The following is a 16564-nucleotide window of genomic DNA, read 5'->3' as shown; positions in this document are numbered from 1 at the left end:
GATCTAGGCTGCCTTCTTTTCCAGGCTACTTTGCCATTCGCCCTTGGAGGCGAGGCCGTTCATTCGCGCGCGATGGCTGAAGGCGGTTTGGCCGGCCGCGACGTTCTCGGCCTTGCCGGACCAGGCTTTCTGCGGCGCGGCCTGCAGGGCGCGGCCGTAGGAGAAGGTCAGGCCCCAGGGCAGCGGGCCGAGCTTGTGCACGGCGTTGAGATGCGCGGTCGCCTCCTCGTCGGACTGGCCGCCGGAGAGGAAGGCGATGCCGGGCACGGCCGCGGGCACGCAGGCCCTGAGCAGCCGGATCGTCTTCTCGGCGACCTCCTCGACGGAGGCCTGCTTTGCGCATTTCTTGCCTGATATCGCCATGTTGGGTTTCAGCACCATGCCTTCGAGAGCGACGCGCTGCACGCGCAATTCCTGGAACGTCTTGTTGAGCACGCGGGTCGTTACCTCATAGCAGCGGTCGATGTCGTGATCGCCGTCCATCAGCACCTCGGGCTCGACGATCGGCACGATCTGCGCGGCCTGGCACAGCGCGGCATAGCGCGCGAGTGCATGGGCGTTGACGCTGATCGCGGTCATCGAGGGGATGCCGCTGCCAATGTCGATCACAGCGCGCCATTTGGCAAAGCGCGCGCCGCGCTCATAATATTTCTTCAGCCGTTCGGCGAGCTTGTCGAGCCCGACGGTGACCAGTTCGCCCGGGCACATCGGCAGGGCTTGCGTCCCCTCGTCGACCTTGATGCCGGGAATGGCACCACTCTGCTCGATCAGCCTGATCAGCGGCGTGCCGTCCTTGGCATCCTGCCAGATCGTCTCGTCATAGAGGATCACGCCGGAAATATACTGGCTCATGGCCTCCCTGGAGCGGAACAGCATCTCGCGATAGTCGCGGCGGTTGTCTTCGGTCGAGTCCACGCCGATCGCGTCAAAGCGCTTCTTGATGGTGCCGGAGGATTCGTCGGCGGCGAGGATACCCTTGCCTGATACGACCATGGCGGTCGCGATCCTGTTGAGCTCAGTCAGATTCATCGAGAGGTCCTCCCAAAACGATTCTGCCCTTGCCCGTGAAAATAGACCGTTCTCGGGCAATTGCCGAGTTAACGTTCGTCGCAGGGTAAAGGGGGGAGGCTGGGTTCTTCGCCTCTCCCCGCTTGCGGGGAGAGGCCGACGCGCACCAGCGCGGCGGGTGAGGGGGACTCTCGGCGAGTCCATTTGTCACCAATTACGCGGAAACAGCCCCTCACCCCGCCCTCTCCCCGCAAGAGCGGGGCGAGGGGGACGAGAGAGCGTTTGCGGCCCTTACGCTACCTTCGGGTCCAGCTCGCCCTTGGCGTAGCGCTTGGCCATCTCGGCGGTGGTCAGGACCTTCTTGATCTTGGAGGCCTGGCCTGCGGTGTTGAACTCCTGGAGGCGCTGCTTGCACAGCTTGGTCATCGCCTCCATCGCGGGCTTCAGGTACTTGCGCGGATCGAATTCTTCCGGATTGTCCTTGAGCACTTTCCGGATCTGGCCGGTCATGGCCATGCGGTTGTCGGTGTCGATGTTGATCTTGCGCACGCCGTTCTTGATGCCGCGCTGGATCTCGGACACAGGCACGCCCCAGGTCGGCTTCATCTTGCCGCCATTGGCGTTGATGATCTCCTGCAGGTCCTGCGGCACCGAGGAGGAGCCGTGCATCACCAGATGCGTGTTCGGCAGCTTGCGGTGGATCTCCTCGATCACGTTCATGGCGAGAATGTCGCCGTCCGGCTTGCGGGTGAACTTGTAGGCGCCGTGCGAGGTCCCCATCGCGATCGCGAGCGCGTCGACCCTGGTCTCTTGGACGAACTTCACGGCCTCGTCCGGATTGGTCAGGAGCTGGTCGTGGCTGAGCTTGCCCTCGGCGCCGTGGCCGTCTTCCTTGTCGCCCATGCCGGTTTCGAGCGAGCCGAGCACGCCGAGTTCGCCTTCCACCGAGATGCCGCCGAGATGGGCCATGTCGGTCACGGTCTTGGTGACGCCGACATTGTAGCCCCAATCGCCGGGGGTCTTGCCGTCGGCCTTGAGCGAGCCGTCCATCATCACCGAGGTAAAGCCGGCCTGGATCGCGGTCATGCAGGTCGCCGGCTCGTTGCCGTGGTCGAGATGCACGCAGACCGGGATGTGCGGATAGATCTCGGTCACCGCGTCCATCATGTGCTTGAGCATGACGTCGTTGGCGTAGGAGCGCGCACCGCGCGAGGCCTGGATGATGACGGGCGCGTCGACCTGGTTGGCCGCGTCCATGATCGCCAGCGCCTGCTCCATATTGTTGATGTTGAAGGCCGGTACGCCGTAATCGTTCTCCGCCGCGTGGTCGAGCAATTGACGTAACGTGATCCGAGCCATCTGTCTTTTTCTCCCGTTGGGGCCTTGCGGGGCCGCTGATTACTCGCCGATCTGGCTTACTTGACGCGCAAAACCTCGACGCCGGGCAGGGGCTTGCCTTCCATCCATTCGAGGAACGCGCCACCGGCGGTCGAGACATAGGTGAAGTCACCGGCCACATGGGCCTGGTTGAGCGCCGCGACGGTGTCGCCGCCGCCTGCGATCGAGATCAGCTTCTTGGCCTTGGTGCGCTCGGCGGCGTGCCTGGCGGCCGCGACCGTGCCGCGGTCGAACGGCTGCATCTCGAAGGCGCCGAGCGGTCCGTTCCAGACCAAGGTTGCCGCATCGTCGATCGCGGCGTGGACGCGGGCGATCGATTGCGGGCCGACGTCGAGGATCATGCCGTCGGCCGGGATCGCATCGAGCCCATAGGCGTGCGAGGGCGCGTTGGCAGCGAAATGATAGGCAACGGTGGCGTCGACGGGGAGGATGATGGCGCAGTTGGCCGCTTCCGCCTTCTCCATGATGCGCAGCGCGGTGGCGCTAAGATCCTTCTCGGCCAGCGACTTGCCGACCGCGACGCCCTGGGCGTGCAGGAAGGTGTTGGCCATGCCGCCGCCGATCACGAGCGCATCGACCTTGCTGACGAGGTTTTCGAGCAGGTCGATCTTGGTCGAGACTTTTGCGCCGCCGATGATCGCGATGACAGGCTTGGTCGGCGAGCCCAGTGCCTTCTCCAGCGCATCGAGCTCGGCCTGCATGGTGCGGCCGGCATAGGCCGGCAGCTTGTGGCCGAGGCCTTCGGTCGTGGCGTGGGCGCGGTGCGCCGCCGAGAACGCGTCATTGACCCAGATGTCGCCGAGCTTTGCCAGCTCCGCGACGAAGGCCGGATCGTTCTTTTCCTCTTCCTTGTGGAAGCGGGTATTTTCCAGACAGAGGATGTCGCCGTCGTTCAGGCTGGCGACGGCCTTGGCCGCGGGCTCGCCGATGCAGTCGTCGGCGAAGGCGACCGGCTTTTTCACCACCTTCGACACCGCTTCAGCGACGGGCTTGAGCGAGTCCTTGGCGTCTCGCCCCTTCGGCCGGCCGAAATGCGCGAGCAGGATGACCTTGCCGCCCTTGTCCGAGATTTCGGTGATGGTCGGCGCGACGCGCTCGATCCGGGTCGTGTCGCTGACGCGGCCATTGTCCATGGGCACGTTGAGATCGACGCGCAGCAGCACGCGCTTGCCCTTCACGTCGACGTCGTCGAGGGTACGGAATTTGGCGGACATCGGGACACTCTCTTGTCCCGGGCGCTGCGCTGGCCGCGGAGCGGTGCGCTGCAGAACCGGGACCTACGCTGGAGGGACATGGGTCCCGGATCTACGATGCAGCGTTTCACGCTGCACCGCGCCCGGGACACGAGAGCGGAGTTAGATCACCTTCGCGATCGCAGCGGCGGTGTCCGCCATGCGGTTCGAGAAGCCCCACTCATTGTCGTACCAGGACATCACGCGCACCAGCGTGCCGTTCTGCACCTTGGTCTGGTCCTCGTGGAAGGTCGAGGAATGCGGGTCGTGGTTGAAGTCGATCGAGACGTTCGGCGCATTGGTGTAGCCGAGGATGCCCTTGAGCTGCTGCTCGCTGGCGCGCTTCATCGCCGCGTTGATCTCCTTGGCGTCGGTGGCGCGCTTGGCGACGATCTTGAGGTCGACGACCGAGACGTTCGGGGTCGGCACGCGGATCGCGACGCCGTCGAGCTTGCCCTTGAGCTCCGGCAGCACGAGGCCGATCGCCTTCGCAGCACCGGTCGAGGTCGGGATCATCGACATCGCAGCCGCGCGGCCGCGATAGAGATCCTTATGCATCGTATCGAGCGTCGGCTGGTCGCCGGTATAGGCGTGGATCGTGGTCATGAAGCCGGTCTCGATGCCGACGAGATCGTTCAGCACCTTGGCAACCGGCGCCAGGCAGTTGGTGGTGCAGGAGCCGTTGGAGATGACCAGGTGCTCCTTGGTCAGCGTCTCATGGTTGACGCCGTAGACGATGGTGGCGTCGGCGCCGTCGGCGGGCGCGGAGACCAGCACGCGCTTGGCGCCGGCGGTCAGATGCGCGGACGCCTTGTCCTTCGAGGTGAAGATGCCGGTGCATTCCATCGCGATGTCGACGCCGAGATCCTTCCACGGCAGCTTCGAGGGATCGCGCTCGGCGGTCACCTTGATCTTGCCGCTGCCGAGATTGATCGTATCGCCGTCGACGGTGACGGTGCCGGGGAAACGGCCATGGACGCTGTCGAAGCGGAGCAGATGGGCGTTGGTCTCGACCGGACCGAGATCATTGATGCCGACGACCTCGATGTCCTTGCGGCCGGACTCGGCGATAGCCCGCAGGATGTTGCGGCCGATGCGGCCAAAACCGTTAATTCCAACGCGGACTGCCATGTTTCGTCTCCTTCAATGACCGTTGTCATCCCGCACAACGCGCTTTGCGCGCCTGCGAGGGTTTTTTAGGGGCGGGCGCCCGGTTCGGCCGGGCGGTGCTTGATCATATGGAAGACTAGGTAGTCCTTTTTTGCGGCAAGCTCAACTCTCAGCTAACGCGCTTCAGCACAGCGTTAACTGCAGCCTCGGCGGTAATGCCGAAATGCTTGTAAAGCTCCTTTGCAGGGCCGCTTTCGCCGAACGAATGCATGCCGATAAATTCGCCATCCTGGCCGATCACGGCATCCCAGCCCCAGCGCACGGCGGCCTCGATCGCAATCTTGACCGGCGCATTGCCGATGATCGCGGCGCGCTTGGCCTCTGGTTGCGCTAACAACAGCTCGAGCGAGGGAACGGAGACAACGCGCGACGCGATGCCGCGTTCCGCGAGCTGCTTCTGGGCGGCGACCGCGATCTCGACCTCGGAGCCGGAGGCGAACAGCGTCACCTTGGCTTCGCCCTGGGCGGCGACCAGCTCGTAGGCACCCTGTGCGCAGGGATTGTCGTTCGGCGCGGTGGTCCGGAGCTGCGGCAGATTCTGGCGCGTCAGCGCCAACACTGTCGGTCCGTCCACGCGATTGAGCGCGAGCTCCCAGCACTCGGCGACCTCCATGGCGTCGCACGGGCGGAACACGCGCATGTTCGGAATGGCGCGAAGTGCGGCGAGATGCTCGACCGGCTGATGGGTCGGGCCGTCTTCGCCGAGGCCGATGGAATCGTGCGTCATCACATAGACGACGCCGGAGCCCATCAGCGCGGCAAGGCGCATCGCAGGACGAGCGTAGTCGGTGAACACCAGGAAGGTCGCGCCGTTCGGCGCGAAGCCGCCGTGCAGGAAGATGCCGTTCATCGCCGCGGCCATGCCGTGCTCGCGGATGCCGTAATGGATGAAGCGGCCCTTCGGCGTCTTGGCCGAGAACGCGGTCGCCGACTTCGCCTTGTTGTTGTTGGAGCCGGTGAGGTCGGCCGAGCCGGCGAGGAATTCCATCGGCATCGCGCCGGCGATGACTTCGATCACGGCTTCCGAGGATTTGCGGGTCGCCGCGGTCATCGGCTTTTCCAGCAATTCCTTCTTGTATGCGCGCACGGCCTTTGCGAGCGCGGCGGGACGCTCGTGGCGCAGGCGGCGCTCGAATTCTGCGCGCTTGCGGCTGCCGAGCTCACCGAGCCGGCCCTCCCATTCCCGGCGCGCCGCAGCGCCGCGGCTGCCGGCTGCACGCCACGCCTTCAGCGCGTCGTCGGCGACCGCGAACGGCTCGAGCGAGATGCCGAGATTTTCCTTGGCGGCCTTGAGCTCCTCAGCCCCCAACGCCTCGCCATGCACCTTCGACGTCCCGGCCTTGTGCGGGGCGCCGAAACCGATGGTGGTGCGGCAGGCGATCAGCGTCGGCTTGTTGGATTTCTTCGCGCGCGTGATGGCGTCGGCAATCGCCGCCTGATCGTGGCCGTCGATCTTCTCGGCGGCCCAGCCCGCCGACTTGAAGCGCTTCACCTGGTCGACGGAATCGGAGATCGAGGTCGGGCCGTCGATCGAGATGCCGTTGTCGTCGTAGAGCACGATCATCTTGTTGAGCTTCCAGTGCCCGGCCATCGCGATCGCTTCCTGCGACACGCCTTCCATCAGGTCGCCGTCGGAGGCGAGCACATAGGTATGGTGATCGACGATCTTCTTGCCGAATTCGGCGGCAAGCATCTTCTCGGCGAGCGCCATGCCGACCGCGGTCGAGATGCCCTGGCCGAGCGGGCCGGTCGTGGTCTCGATGCCGTTGGTACGGAAGTTCTCGGGGTGTCCCGGGGTGAGCGAGTCGACCTGGCGGAACTGCTTGATCTGGTCCAGCGTCATCTCGGAGTTGCCGGTCAAATAAAGCAGCGAATAGAGCAGCATCGAACCGTGGCCGGCCGAGAGCACGAAGCGGTCGCGGTCGGGCCAGGTGGGCGCGGTGGCGTCGAATTTCAGGAATTGCGTGAACAGCACCGTGGCGATGTCGGCGGCACCCATCGGCAGGCCGGGATGACCCGATTTCGCCTTCTCGACGGCGTCCATCGAAAGGCCGCGGATCGCGTTGGCCATACGGGTGTGATCGACCTGCGTCATGTCTGAAATCCGTCTGAAATGAGGCGCTTGGAGGCGGTGTACGCCCGCGCGGGAGGAGCCTGGCGGCCACTGAAGGTCGGGGCTGGGATAGCACCTCGGTTCCGGGAGTCCAAGGCAGTCAAACGCCGATTCGGCCGTAAAAATTGCCTGCGGCACGCTTCGAAGGGGGGCTCCGTTTCGGAGCTGATCGCGCCGGCAGGAACCCATGGATCGGGATGATCGCTCCTGATCTAGCAGTGCATAGTTTCGCGGCGGCGTTGCGCTTGGCTAGCTTGCCACGTAAATTTCTGCTTCTAACCGCTTGCCGAACCGAGTCTTTTGCCGGACGGCACGCCCCAGGAAAAGGCCACTGGGCAAAGGCCACAGGTTCCGCCGCTGACTACATGAACGATCGCGTGTCCAACAGTGCCGCCATGACGGAGTCCTCCGCGGTCGAGATCGAGATCGCGACCCGCAGGCTGATGGCGGCGCTCGACGCGCTCGAAAGCGCGGTCGAGCGGCGGCGCGATGCTGATCGCGACGAGAACGAGCTTGCGGCACGAATCCAGGCACTGGGCGCGGATCGCTCGCGGCTCGCCGACGAGCTCGACGGCGCGCTGGTGAAGGCGCGCAAGCTCGAGCGCACCAATCGCGAGATTTCCGACCGGCTGGATTCCGCGATCGTCACGATACGCTCGGTGCTCGATACCGGAGAGGACGGATGAGCCACATCAACGTCACCATCAATGGCCGGCAATACCGCATGGCCTGCGAGGAGGGCCAGGAGGTGCGGCTGCTCAAGCTCGCGGAAAGCTTGGAGACGCGGATCCAGTCGCTGCGCGGAAAATTCGGCGAGATCGGCGATGCGCGCCTCACCGTGATGGCGGCGCTGACCGTCTGCGACGAGCTTGTCGATGCCGGCAACCGTGTCCGCACCATGGAGCAGGAGCTGACCGAGCTCAGGGACTTCCGCAACGCCGCCGTCGAGCGCGCCCGGATGACGCAGACCGCCGTGGTGAATGCCCTGAACGCTGCGGCCGAACGCATCGAGAAGTCGACCCAGGTCCTGAACCGGACCGTCGGCAATGGGATTGCGATCGGGTAGCGTCCGCGGATCGCAGCTGGTTCGCTCAATGTGTTCGCGCGCGTACCCTCCCCTGGAGGGTCCGGGACGAGCGAAGCTCGCCCGTGGGTCGATCGCGCGCAGCGCGAGCGGGGTGGGGTGATCTCTCCACACGAACACTGTTGGAGGGTGGAGGGACCGTCACCCCACCCCGTCTCACATTTCGCTGCGCTCAATGTGAGCCGACCTCCCCCTCCAGGGAGGGTAAGAAGCGCGCGGCGGAAGCGAGGCTGCTCGTCGGGCTGGCGATTCGTCAGTATCGTTGTTACATTGCGCGGGCGAGGCTGCGACGCGCGTCAGGAGCCATATATCCCCGGGGCCTTATCGATCCTTTAGGGAACTGTCCCTGGCCGGGCCCGTGGGCCCGGACATATGGTGCCCACCTACTTTCGTAGGGAACTCCGGGATCGAGTGCTTCAACGGCGTACGCGGCTTCGCACTTTTGTTTGCTTGGTTTGTGCTTGTTGAAACGATTGCGGCCCAGTTCAACAGGTGTCATGCCCTGCCCAGTGCGCAATTGTGCATGGGGACCGGAGCATCCAGTACGCCGCGGCCTTTGTGTGAATCACCACCGCCTCTGGAATACTGGATCGTCCGCATTCGCGGGTGATGACGTGGGGGACCAAAGCGCATGCCCAACTCCAAAGCCGAACTCCGTGCCAAGGCCCTGGCGGCACGCGACGCGCTCAGCGAGAAGAAGCGCAGCGCCGCCGCCGCAAAGCTCGCCAAGCGCGGACTGCCGTTCCAGCTTCTGCCCGGCAGCATCGTCTCCGGCTATTCGCCGATCCGCAGCGAGATCGATCCGATGCCGCTGCTGAAGAAGCTCGCCGAAGAGGGCGCAAAGCTGGCGCTGCCTTGCGTCACCGCGCGCGGCCAGTCGCTGATCTTCCGCATCTTCCACCCGAACGATCGCCTGATGCTCGGCCCGCTCGGCATTCCCGAGCCGTCGCCAGCCGCAAGCGAAGTCATTCCGGATATCATGCTGACGCCGCTGGCGGCGTTCGACCGTCTCGGCCATCGCATCGGCTATGGCGCGGGGCATTACGACTTCACCTTCGCGCATTTGCGCAAGGCCAAGAATATCGTCGGCATCGGGCTCGCTTTTGCAGCGCAGGAGATCAAGGCGGTTCCGGCACTATCCCACGACGTCGCGCTGGATTATGTGCTAACGGAATCGGACGTGTTCGATTTCCGGAGTTCTGAAGTTGCGCATTCTCTTCGTGGGTGACGTCGTCGGCCGTGCAGGACGCACGGCCATCGCCGGCTATCTGCCCGGCATGGTCAAGGACTGGTCGCTCGATTTCGTCGTCGTCAACGGCGAGAATTCCGCCGGCGGCTTCGGCATCACGGAAGCGATCTATCAGGAGTTTCTCGATGCCGGCGCCGACGCGGTGACGCTCGGCAACCATTCCTGGGACCAGCGTGAAGCGCTTGTGTTCATCGAGCGTGCCGAGCGCCTGGTGCGTCCGGCGAACTATCCGCGCGGCACGCCCGGCCGCGGCGCAGCCCTGGTCGAGACCAAGAATGGCAAGCATGCGCTCGTCGTCAACGCTTTGGGCCGCGTCTTCATGACCCCGTTCGATGATCCCTTCGCCGCGCTGGAGCGCGAGTTAGGGGCCTGTCCGCTCGGCGTTGCCGCCGATGCCGTCGTCGTCGACTTCCATTGCGAGGCGAGCAGCGAGAAGCAGGGCATCGGCTTCTTCTGCGACGGCCGCGCCAGCCTCGTCGTCGGCACGCACACCCATGTGCCGACTGCCGACCATCAGATCTTGTCGGGCGGCACCGCCTACATGACCGATGCCGGCATGACCGGCGATTACGATTCCATCATCGGCATGCAGAAGGAAGAGCCGCTGCGCAGGTTCACCTTGGGGATTCCGTCGGGGAGATTCGAGCCGGCCGCGGGCGCTGCAACGCTGAGCGGTGTCGCGGTGGAGACGGATGATGCAACGGGCCTCGCGCTCAAGATCGCACCGGTGCGCGTCGGCGGAAGGCTGGAGCCGACGACGCCGAAGTTCTGGTTGAGTTAGCAGAGCCGCGTCAACCTCGGTGTCGTCCCCGCGAACGCGGGGACCCATAACCCCAGGGAGTAATATGGGGCAAAGCTCCCAGCCGAGTCATCGTCAAACTACTCCCTGTGGGTATGGGTCCCGGATCTGCGCTTCGCTTGTCCGGGACGACGGCCGAGATTGACGCGCGCGATTGCGCATCAATCTCGCCGCAAGTAACGCCGGCTGCCTACTCCGCCGTCTGCCCCCGCAGCTCCGCGATATCCTTTGCCGTCAGCTTCGAGCCCTTCGTCCCGAACCGCGCCGTGACGTAGTTCGCCACCGCCGCGATCTCGTCGTCGGTATACGCATTGCCGAACGCCGGCATCGAAAGTGCGCCATCCGGCGTGTGCCGCTTCGTACCTGACAGCACGATCTGCGCGACGTTGGTGGCGGCGGGGTCGTTGACGGCCCAGGTGCCGGTGAGCGTTGCCATCGGGGACACCGGGCTCTCGCCGCTCCAGCCGTGACAGCTGGCGCAGGCGCTGGCGAACACCTTCTTGCCGCGTGCGTCCGCCGTGACGCCGTCCTTGTGCGAGGCGGGCGCGACCGGCGCCGTGGTCGCGGGCAGATCGGGCGAGGGCTGCGGCGGCACGCTGCGCAGATAAGCAACGATGGAGCGGATGTCTTCGGGGGCGAACTGGCTAAAACTATGGTCGACCGCTTCACCCATCGGCCCCGAGGCCGAGCCGTGGCCCGGCGCATGGCCGAGCGACAGATAGGAGATCAGATCCTGGTCGCTCCAATTGCCAAGACCCGTCGCCTTGTCGGAGGAGATGTTGAAGGCGCGCCAGCCCGCCGTGATCGCGCCGGCGAACTTCCTGCGGTTATCCAGCGCAAAACCGAGATTGCGCGGGGTGTGGCATTCGCCGCAATGCGCCAGCGCTTCGACAAGATACGCGCCTCTGTTCCAATCCGGGCTCTTCGAAGTATCGGGTGCAAAGCGCGTGTCCGGATTGAACACGGCAGACCAGGCAATCATCGCCCAACGCTGGTTGAACGGGAACGACAGCGTATTGTCCGGCGCCTTCGCGCGCACCGGCGGCAGGCTGAACAGATAGGCCTTCACCGCCAGCACGTCCTCATCCGTCATGAACGTGTAGGACGTGTACGGCATCGCCGGATAGAGCCGCGCGCCGTCGCGACGCTTGCCGTGCTGGACCGCGTTCAGAAATTCCTGGTCGCTGTAATTGCCGATGCCGGTGTCCTTGTCCGGCGTGATGTTGGTGGAATAGAGCGTGCCGAACGGCAGCTTGAACGCGAGCCCGCCGGAATAGTCCTTCTCGCCCGGCTTGGTGTGGCAGACCATGCAGTCCGCCGCCTTGGCGAGATATTCGCCGCGCTCGACCAGGCTTGCCTTCTCCAGCTTGGCGGGCACGCCGGTCGGCTTGCCGGCGCGATAATCCGCCAGCGCCACCTTCGTGCCGCCGGCGAAGTCGAGCGGACCGGGCCCGCGAATGATCCAGACGCCGAGCCCTGCTGCGACGATGGCGATCGCAGCGACGCTTGTGAGGATACGCATCTTGCCGCTCATGCCTTCTTCCCCGCAGCCAGCAGTTTTCGGTCAATGGGCAGGCGCCGCAGCGCCACGCCGGTTGCGGCAAGAATCGCGTTGCGCAGCGCCGGCGGCCCGGCGTTGACGCCGGCCTCGCCGATGCCGCCGGGCGCCTCGCCGCTCTTGACGACGATCACGTCGATCTTCGGCGTCTCGTTGATGCGCATCATGCGGTAGTCATGGAAGTTCGATTGCTGCACGCGGCCCTTGTCGATGGTGATCTCGCCATAGAGCGCGGCGGTGAGGCCGAAGATCAGCCCGCCCTCGATCTGCGCCTTCACCGTGTCGGGGTTTACTGCAATGCCGGTGTCGACCACCGAGGTGATGCGGCGGAGCACGATCTCGCCGATATCGTCGATCTCGGCCTCCACCACGGTCGCGATGAAGCTCGCGAATGACGGCTGCACGCAGACGCCGCGGCCGACGCGCGGAGGCAGCGGCTCGCCCCAGTCGGATTCCTCCGCGACCTGGCCCAGCACCGCGAGCATGCGCGGGTTCTTGGTCAGCATGGACTTTCGGAACTCGATCGGGTCCTTGCCCGCCTTGCGCGCGAGCTCGTCCATCGCGCATTCGACCGCGAACACGTTGTTGTTGGGGCCGACGCCGCGCCAGAAGCCTGTCGGCACCGACAGCGGTTCGGCGCGGACATATTCGACGTGGAAATTGGCGAAGTCGTAGGGCGCATCGACCGCGGCATCGATCGCGTCGATGTCGATGCCCTTCTGGAACGCCGGCGGCAACCAGCGCGCCAGAACCGCGGAGCCGGCGACCTTGTACTTCCACCCCGCGACCTTGCCGTCGACCAGCGACGCCGTGATCTGGTCGCGATAGACCGGACGATAGACATCGTGCTGGATGTCCTCCTCGCGGGTCCACACCACCTTCACGGGGTAGTCGACCTGTTTTGCGATCTTCACCGCCGCGATCACCATGTCGGGCTCGAGCTTGCGGCCGAAACCGCCGCCGAGCAGATGATTGTTGACGATGACCTTGTCGACCGGAAGCCCAGCGGCCTTCGCCGCCTCCGACTGCACGCGCGTCATGATCTGCGTGCCGGTCCAGATCTCGCAGGAATCGGGTTTGACATGGACGGTGGCGTTGATCGGCTCCATCGAGGCATGCGCCAGGAACGGCAGCTCGTAAGCCGCCTCGAACTTGTCGCCGCTCGCCAGCGCCTTGGCGATGTCGCCGTCGGATTTGGCGACCGCGCCGTCCTTCTGGCTGGCCTTGCGCAGATCGTCCCAGACATCCTTCGTGGTGATCGCAGCGTTGGGTCCCTCGTTCCACTCGATCTTGAGCGCTTCGAGGCCCTTCTTGGCCGCCCACATGTGATCGCCGATCACGGCGACCATGTCGTCGAGCACCACGACCTTGCGCACGCCGGGGAGCTTCACCGCGGCGCTGTCGTCGACCTTGCCGACCTTGCCGCCGAACACGGGGCAGGCGGCGACGGTCGCGAACTTCATGCCGGGCAGGATCGCGTCGATGCCGTAGACGGCCTTGCCGTTGACCTTGTCGGGCGTGTCGAGCCGCTTCAGCGGCTGGCCGATGATGACGAAGTCCTTGGGGTCCTTCAGCGCAACATCCTTCGGCGGGGTCTGGCCTTGCGCAGCGAGCGCCAGCGCGCCGTAAGCGAGCTTGCGGCCGCTCGCTTCATGCGCGACCTCGCCCTTCGATGCCGTGCAGCTCGCGGGCTCGACGCCCCATTGGGCGGCCGCGGCCTGCACCAGCATCGCGCGGGCGGTGGCACCAGCCTTGCGCAGCGGCAGCCACCAAGCCCGGATCGAGTTGGAGTTGCCGGTGACCTGCAGGCCGAAGGTCGGATTGCCGTAGAGCTTGTCGTTCGGCGGAGCATGTTGCACCTCGACCCTGCTCCAGTCGGCATCAAGCTCCTCGGCGAGCACGGCGGAGATCGAGGTGTAGGTGCCCTGGCCCATCTCGACCTGCGGCATCATCAGCACGGTGTGGCCGGTCTCGTCGATGCGGATGAAGGCATTGGGCGCGAACTTGCCCTCGGTCGCATCGCGCGGCTGCACCGGTTCGTTGACGGCGGCGCGCAGCGGCAGATGGAAGGCGAGCAGGAAACCGGTGGCGAGACCGCCGGTCAGCAGCGCGCGGCGGGAGACGCTGTCATGTGCATTCATGGCGAACCTCAGGACTGGCGGCCGTTGGCGGCCTGCTTGACGGCCTCGCGGATGCGGACATAGGTGCCGCAGCGGCAGATGTTGCCGGCCATCGCGGCGTCGATATCGGAATCGTCAGGATTGGGCGTAGCTGCCAGCAATGCGGCGGCCGACATGATCTGGCCGGACTGGCAATAGCCGCACTGGATCACTTCGAGGTCGAGCCAGGCCTTCTGCACCTTCGCGCCCGCAGGCGTGCTGCCGACATGTTCGATCGTGGTGATGGCGCGGTTCTCGACCGCGCTGACCGGCAGGACGCAGGAGCGCACCGCCTTGCCGTCGACATGCACCGTGCAGGCGCCGCATTGCGCGATGCCGCAGCCGAACTTGGTGCCGGTCATTCCGAGGATGTCGCGCAGCACCCACAGCAGCGGCATTTCAGGCGGCGCATCGAACGATTTCGTTTCGCCGTTGATGGTGAGAACAGTTGCCATATGCATCCCCTTGCTCGCTCGATCGCTTGCGGCGATCTAGTCAGCGAATTCGCGCGCGACAATAATCATACCGATACGAAACGATGAAGCGTCGCAATCTCCGGCAATGCATATTTGCGCTGCTGACGCGTCAGCCCATGACGTTCACGAATTTGTGCGGCGCTCGCTGCCAGCGTTTTGGGCTAATTGATATGATAATCGTCATGTTTTGACGCATTTTCGGCGCGCGCGATCGTCGATCGCCGCAGATTGTCGTGCGGATGCGCAAAATCATGCGATGACGAAAGTCGTGCGATTGGGAAAGTCGGGTGATTGGGAGAGCCGTGCGGCGGCGCGCACGGGATCAATCGCAACGGCTGGCGGCCGGAGAGTTGCGCGATGACGACATTATTCTCCTGTTTTGCCCGACGGAGCGTCGGCGTCATCAGGCGTGTGGAGCAGAATGACTGTTTGTTGAATCGGTCGAGCCGCGGGCTCGCTTAACCTCTCCCGCTTGCGGGAGAGGTCGGCGCGAAGCGCCGGGGGAGGGCTTTCTCCACATTGGGAGTGTTCGTTGTGGAGACACCCCCAACCCCAGCCCTCCCCCGCAAGCGGGAGAGGGAGCGCACCTTTTCCATGGCAACCAGCCAGCTCAATTTCAGCCGACTGTAAGCCATTGATTTCGCACGCCCCGGCTACTGTGCATGGGGTTGTTTTCGAGTTTTTTGTTTTGGGGAGCCCCGGAACGCCGTCGCGACGCGCGTCAGCTCTGCCGGAAACCCATCCGGAAGGCGCCCCAGTGCTTGCCGCGGATCACGATCGGCGAGGACAGGTCCTTCATCAGCACGAACTGTCCGCCGCCCATGTCACGGCGATAGGTCTGGAGCAGGAACGGCTTGGTGTTCGCCGCGACCTTCTTCACTGCGCGATCGGTGAACAGGCGGCGGTTGCGGCAATTGGCGTTGTTCCAGACCGAGTCCTTGCCCTGCGGCAGGCGGTAGTTGGGGTTGTGGGTCGGCAGATAGCCGCCCTTGGCCCAGGCGACGCAGAACACGATGCGGGGATCGGATTTCTGGATCGGATCCTGGATCGCCGGCAGCAGGCGGTCGGTGAAGTCGACGTAGTTGGTGAGGTACTGCTTTGGATCGGTGCCGGGAATTTCGCGATACGTCTCGTCCATGAGCTGGTCGAGCGTGATGTCGCCGCGATCGATCGCGGCCTCGAATTCGGTCGAGATCCGCTTCGCGGTCTCGACGACGACCCGGATCAGCGGTGCGTCGGATGTTTCCACGCCGCTGTCGGCGATCAGCGCGATCAGGCCTTCGGAGGTGTCGAGCAGCTTGGTCACGCGCTGGTCGGCGCTCTTGAGATCGCGCGAGGAGAGGTCGACGCCCTTGGCGAGTTCGTTCAGCTCGCTGATGACGGTGTCGCAATGTCCGAGATTGGAGGTCGCCGCGCGCGTGACGCTGCCGATCTCCGCCTCCACGGAGGCGAAGCCCTGCTGGACCCGCGAGATGATGCCGGAGATCTGCTGGGCGCCTTCGCCTGCGGTCTTCGCGCGCTGCGAAGCGTCGCTGCTCTCGCCGATCAGGCCTTCGATCTGGCCGTCGAGATCGCGCACGGTGTCGGAGATCTGGTGCGTGGCCTGGCGGGTGGCTTCCGCGAGGTTCTTCACCTCGCTTGCGACCACCGCAAAGCCGCGGCCGGCGTTGCCGGCGCGGGCGGCTTCGATGGTTGCGTTCAGCGCCAGCAGATTGGTCTGCTTCGCGATCGCCTCGATCGAGCCGGAGACTTTCGCGACCTGCGCCAGCGCCGAGCCGACGGCACTGAGGCGCGCCTCGATGCGCTCCACCGCTGCGACGAGCTCGGAGATGTGGCTGACCGCGGTGTCGACGGCGCTGCGTGATTGCGCGATCTCACCGACCGCCGCGGACGTGGTGGTTTGCACGGCCTGCGAGGCGTTGGCGATATCGTGGTTGGCCGAGACCATCGTCTCGGCGGTCTTCTGAAGATGGTGGAACCGTTCCGACTGGTTGGCGACGCGGTTTGCGACTTCCTGGACGTTGCCGGCGATATCGGCGAGTTCCACGCCGAGGCCGCCAATGCGATCGGCAAGCTGATCGATCAGCCGCTCGGCCAGCGTGCGATTGGAGCCGGTGTCCATGACTGCAAGTTGTACGACGGACATATTCGATGAGTCCTCCAGTCAGAGCCGCAACCCGGCTCACGGCGGCATTCCCATTCCAATTCAGTTTAAAAGGATGATTCGCGGCCGGCGTCTTGCCTGAGCGTGCACTCAGGCGCAATTCGCGCCCTGTTTCTCGATTCCGCTCGAAAGACTGCGGGACATTTTTTCGGGC

Annotated in this window: 14 protein-coding genes and 1 other RNA gene; 5 read left to right on the top strand and 10 right to left on the bottom strand. The window is 64.9% G+C overall.

What is annotated here, in order from left to right; genetic code table 11:
* Positions 1-3 precede the first annotated feature (3 nt).
* The 5 genes from GGD61_RS29145 to tkt all read right to left on the bottom strand — a co-directional run bounded on the left by GGD61_RS29145 (position 4) and on the right by tkt (position 6903).
* Complete coding sequence (locus GGD61_RS29145) at positions 4-1029, bottom strand: class I fructose-bisphosphate aldolase (RefSeq protein WP_183231695.1); 1026 nt, start codon at positions 1027-1029, stop codon at positions 4-6.
* Positions 1030-1299: 270 nt separating this feature from the next.
* Positions 1300-2367 (bottom strand): class II fructose-bisphosphate aldolase, encoded by a 1068-nt coding sequence (gene fba / locus GGD61_RS29140; RefSeq protein ID WP_018318707.1) that lies wholly within the window; start codon positions 2365-2367, stop codon positions 1300-1302.
* 56 nt (positions 2368-2423) lie between these two features.
* Positions 2424-3620 (bottom strand): phosphoglycerate kinase, encoded by a 1197-nt coding sequence (locus GGD61_RS29135; RefSeq protein WP_092254497.1) that lies wholly within the window; start codon positions 3618-3620, stop codon positions 2424-2426.
* 141 nt (positions 3621-3761) lie between these two features.
* Complete coding sequence (gene gap, locus GGD61_RS29130) at positions 3762-4769, bottom strand: type I glyceraldehyde-3-phosphate dehydrogenase (protein ID WP_092254501.1); 1008 nt, start codon at positions 4767-4769, stop codon at positions 3762-3764.
* A gap of 148 nt (positions 4770-4917) precedes the next feature.
* Positions 4918-6903 (bottom strand): transketolase, encoded by a 1986-nt coding sequence (tkt, locus tag GGD61_RS29125; protein ID WP_092254504.1) that lies wholly within the window; start codon positions 6901-6903, stop codon positions 4918-4920.
* 383 nt (positions 6904-7286) lie between these two features.
* On the opposite strand from tkt, the gene GGD61_RS29120 reads away from it, so the two are divergent.
* From GGD61_RS29120 to GGD61_RS29100, 5 genes are all read left to right on the top strand, one after another.
* Positions 7287-7607, top strand: a complete 321-nt coding sequence (locus tag GGD61_RS29120; RefSeq protein WP_018318703.1) for a DUF4164 domain-containing protein — start codon at positions 7287-7289, stop codon at positions 7605-7607.
* A complete protein-coding gene (locus tag GGD61_RS29115; RefSeq protein WP_018318702.1) occupies positions 7604-7987 on the top strand; it encodes a cell division protein ZapA in 384 nt (127 codons plus the stop codon). Before GGD61_RS29120 ends, GGD61_RS29115 begins: the two co-directional genes overlap by 4 nt.
* 296 nt (positions 7988-8283) lie before the next feature.
* A non-coding RNA gene (gene ssrS, locus GGD61_RS29110) (6S RNA) lies at positions 8284-8444 on the top strand.
* 192 nt (positions 8445-8636) lie between these two features.
* Positions 8637-9233, top strand: a complete 597-nt coding sequence (locus GGD61_RS29105) for a 5-formyltetrahydrofolate cyclo-ligase (RefSeq protein WP_018318701.1) — start codon at positions 8637-8639, stop codon at positions 9231-9233.
* Entirely contained in the window at positions 9211-10035 is an 825-nt protein-coding gene (locus GGD61_RS29100) for a TIGR00282 family metallophosphoesterase (RefSeq protein WP_183231694.1), read from the top strand. The genes GGD61_RS29105 and GGD61_RS29100 overlap by 23 nt, the downstream gene beginning before the upstream one ends.
* 208 nt (positions 10036-10243) lie before the next feature.
* On the opposite strand, the gene GGD61_RS29095 is transcribed toward GGD61_RS29100, so the two are convergent.
* The 5 genes from GGD61_RS29095 to GGD61_RS29075 all read right to left on the bottom strand — a co-directional run bounded on the left by GGD61_RS29095 (position 10244) and on the right by GGD61_RS29075 (position 16392).
* Positions 10244-11587 (bottom strand): cytochrome c, encoded by a 1344-nt coding sequence (locus GGD61_RS29095; RefSeq protein ID WP_092254510.1) that lies wholly within the window; start codon positions 11585-11587, stop codon positions 10244-10246.
* Positions 11584-13752: a xanthine dehydrogenase family protein molybdopterin-binding subunit gene (locus tag GGD61_RS29090; RefSeq protein WP_177237039.1), complete on the bottom strand. Its 2169-nt coding sequence runs from the start codon at positions 13750-13752 to the stop codon at positions 11584-11586. The genes GGD61_RS29095 and GGD61_RS29090 overlap by 4 nt, the downstream gene beginning before the upstream one ends.
* Before the next feature lie 8 nt (positions 13753-13760).
* Positions 13761-14225, bottom strand: coding sequence for a (2Fe-2S)-binding protein (locus GGD61_RS29085; RefSeq protein WP_028142020.1), 465 nt, complete (start codon positions 14223-14225; stop codon positions 13761-13763).
* 182 nt (positions 14226-14407) lie between these two features.
* Positions 14408-14650, bottom strand: a complete 243-nt coding sequence (locus GGD61_RS29080) for a hypothetical protein (RefSeq protein WP_092254516.1) — start codon at positions 14648-14650, stop codon at positions 14408-14410.
* A 317-nt stretch (positions 14651-14967) separates the two neighbouring features.
* Positions 14968-16392: a methyl-accepting chemotaxis protein gene (locus tag GGD61_RS29075; protein ID WP_092254519.1), complete on the bottom strand. Its 1425-nt coding sequence runs from the start codon at positions 16390-16392 to the stop codon at positions 14968-14970.
* Positions 16393-16564: the final 172 nt, after the last annotated feature.

It is taken from the genome of Bradyrhizobium sp. SBR1B, from assembly GCF_014198205.1.
In the GTDB taxonomy this organism is placed as follows: Bacteria; Pseudomonadota; Alphaproteobacteria; order Rhizobiales; family Xanthobacteraceae; genus Bradyrhizobium.
The sequence above is the reverse complement of the archived record's forward strand: the minus strand, read 5'-3'. Positions and strand labels throughout refer to the sequence as shown.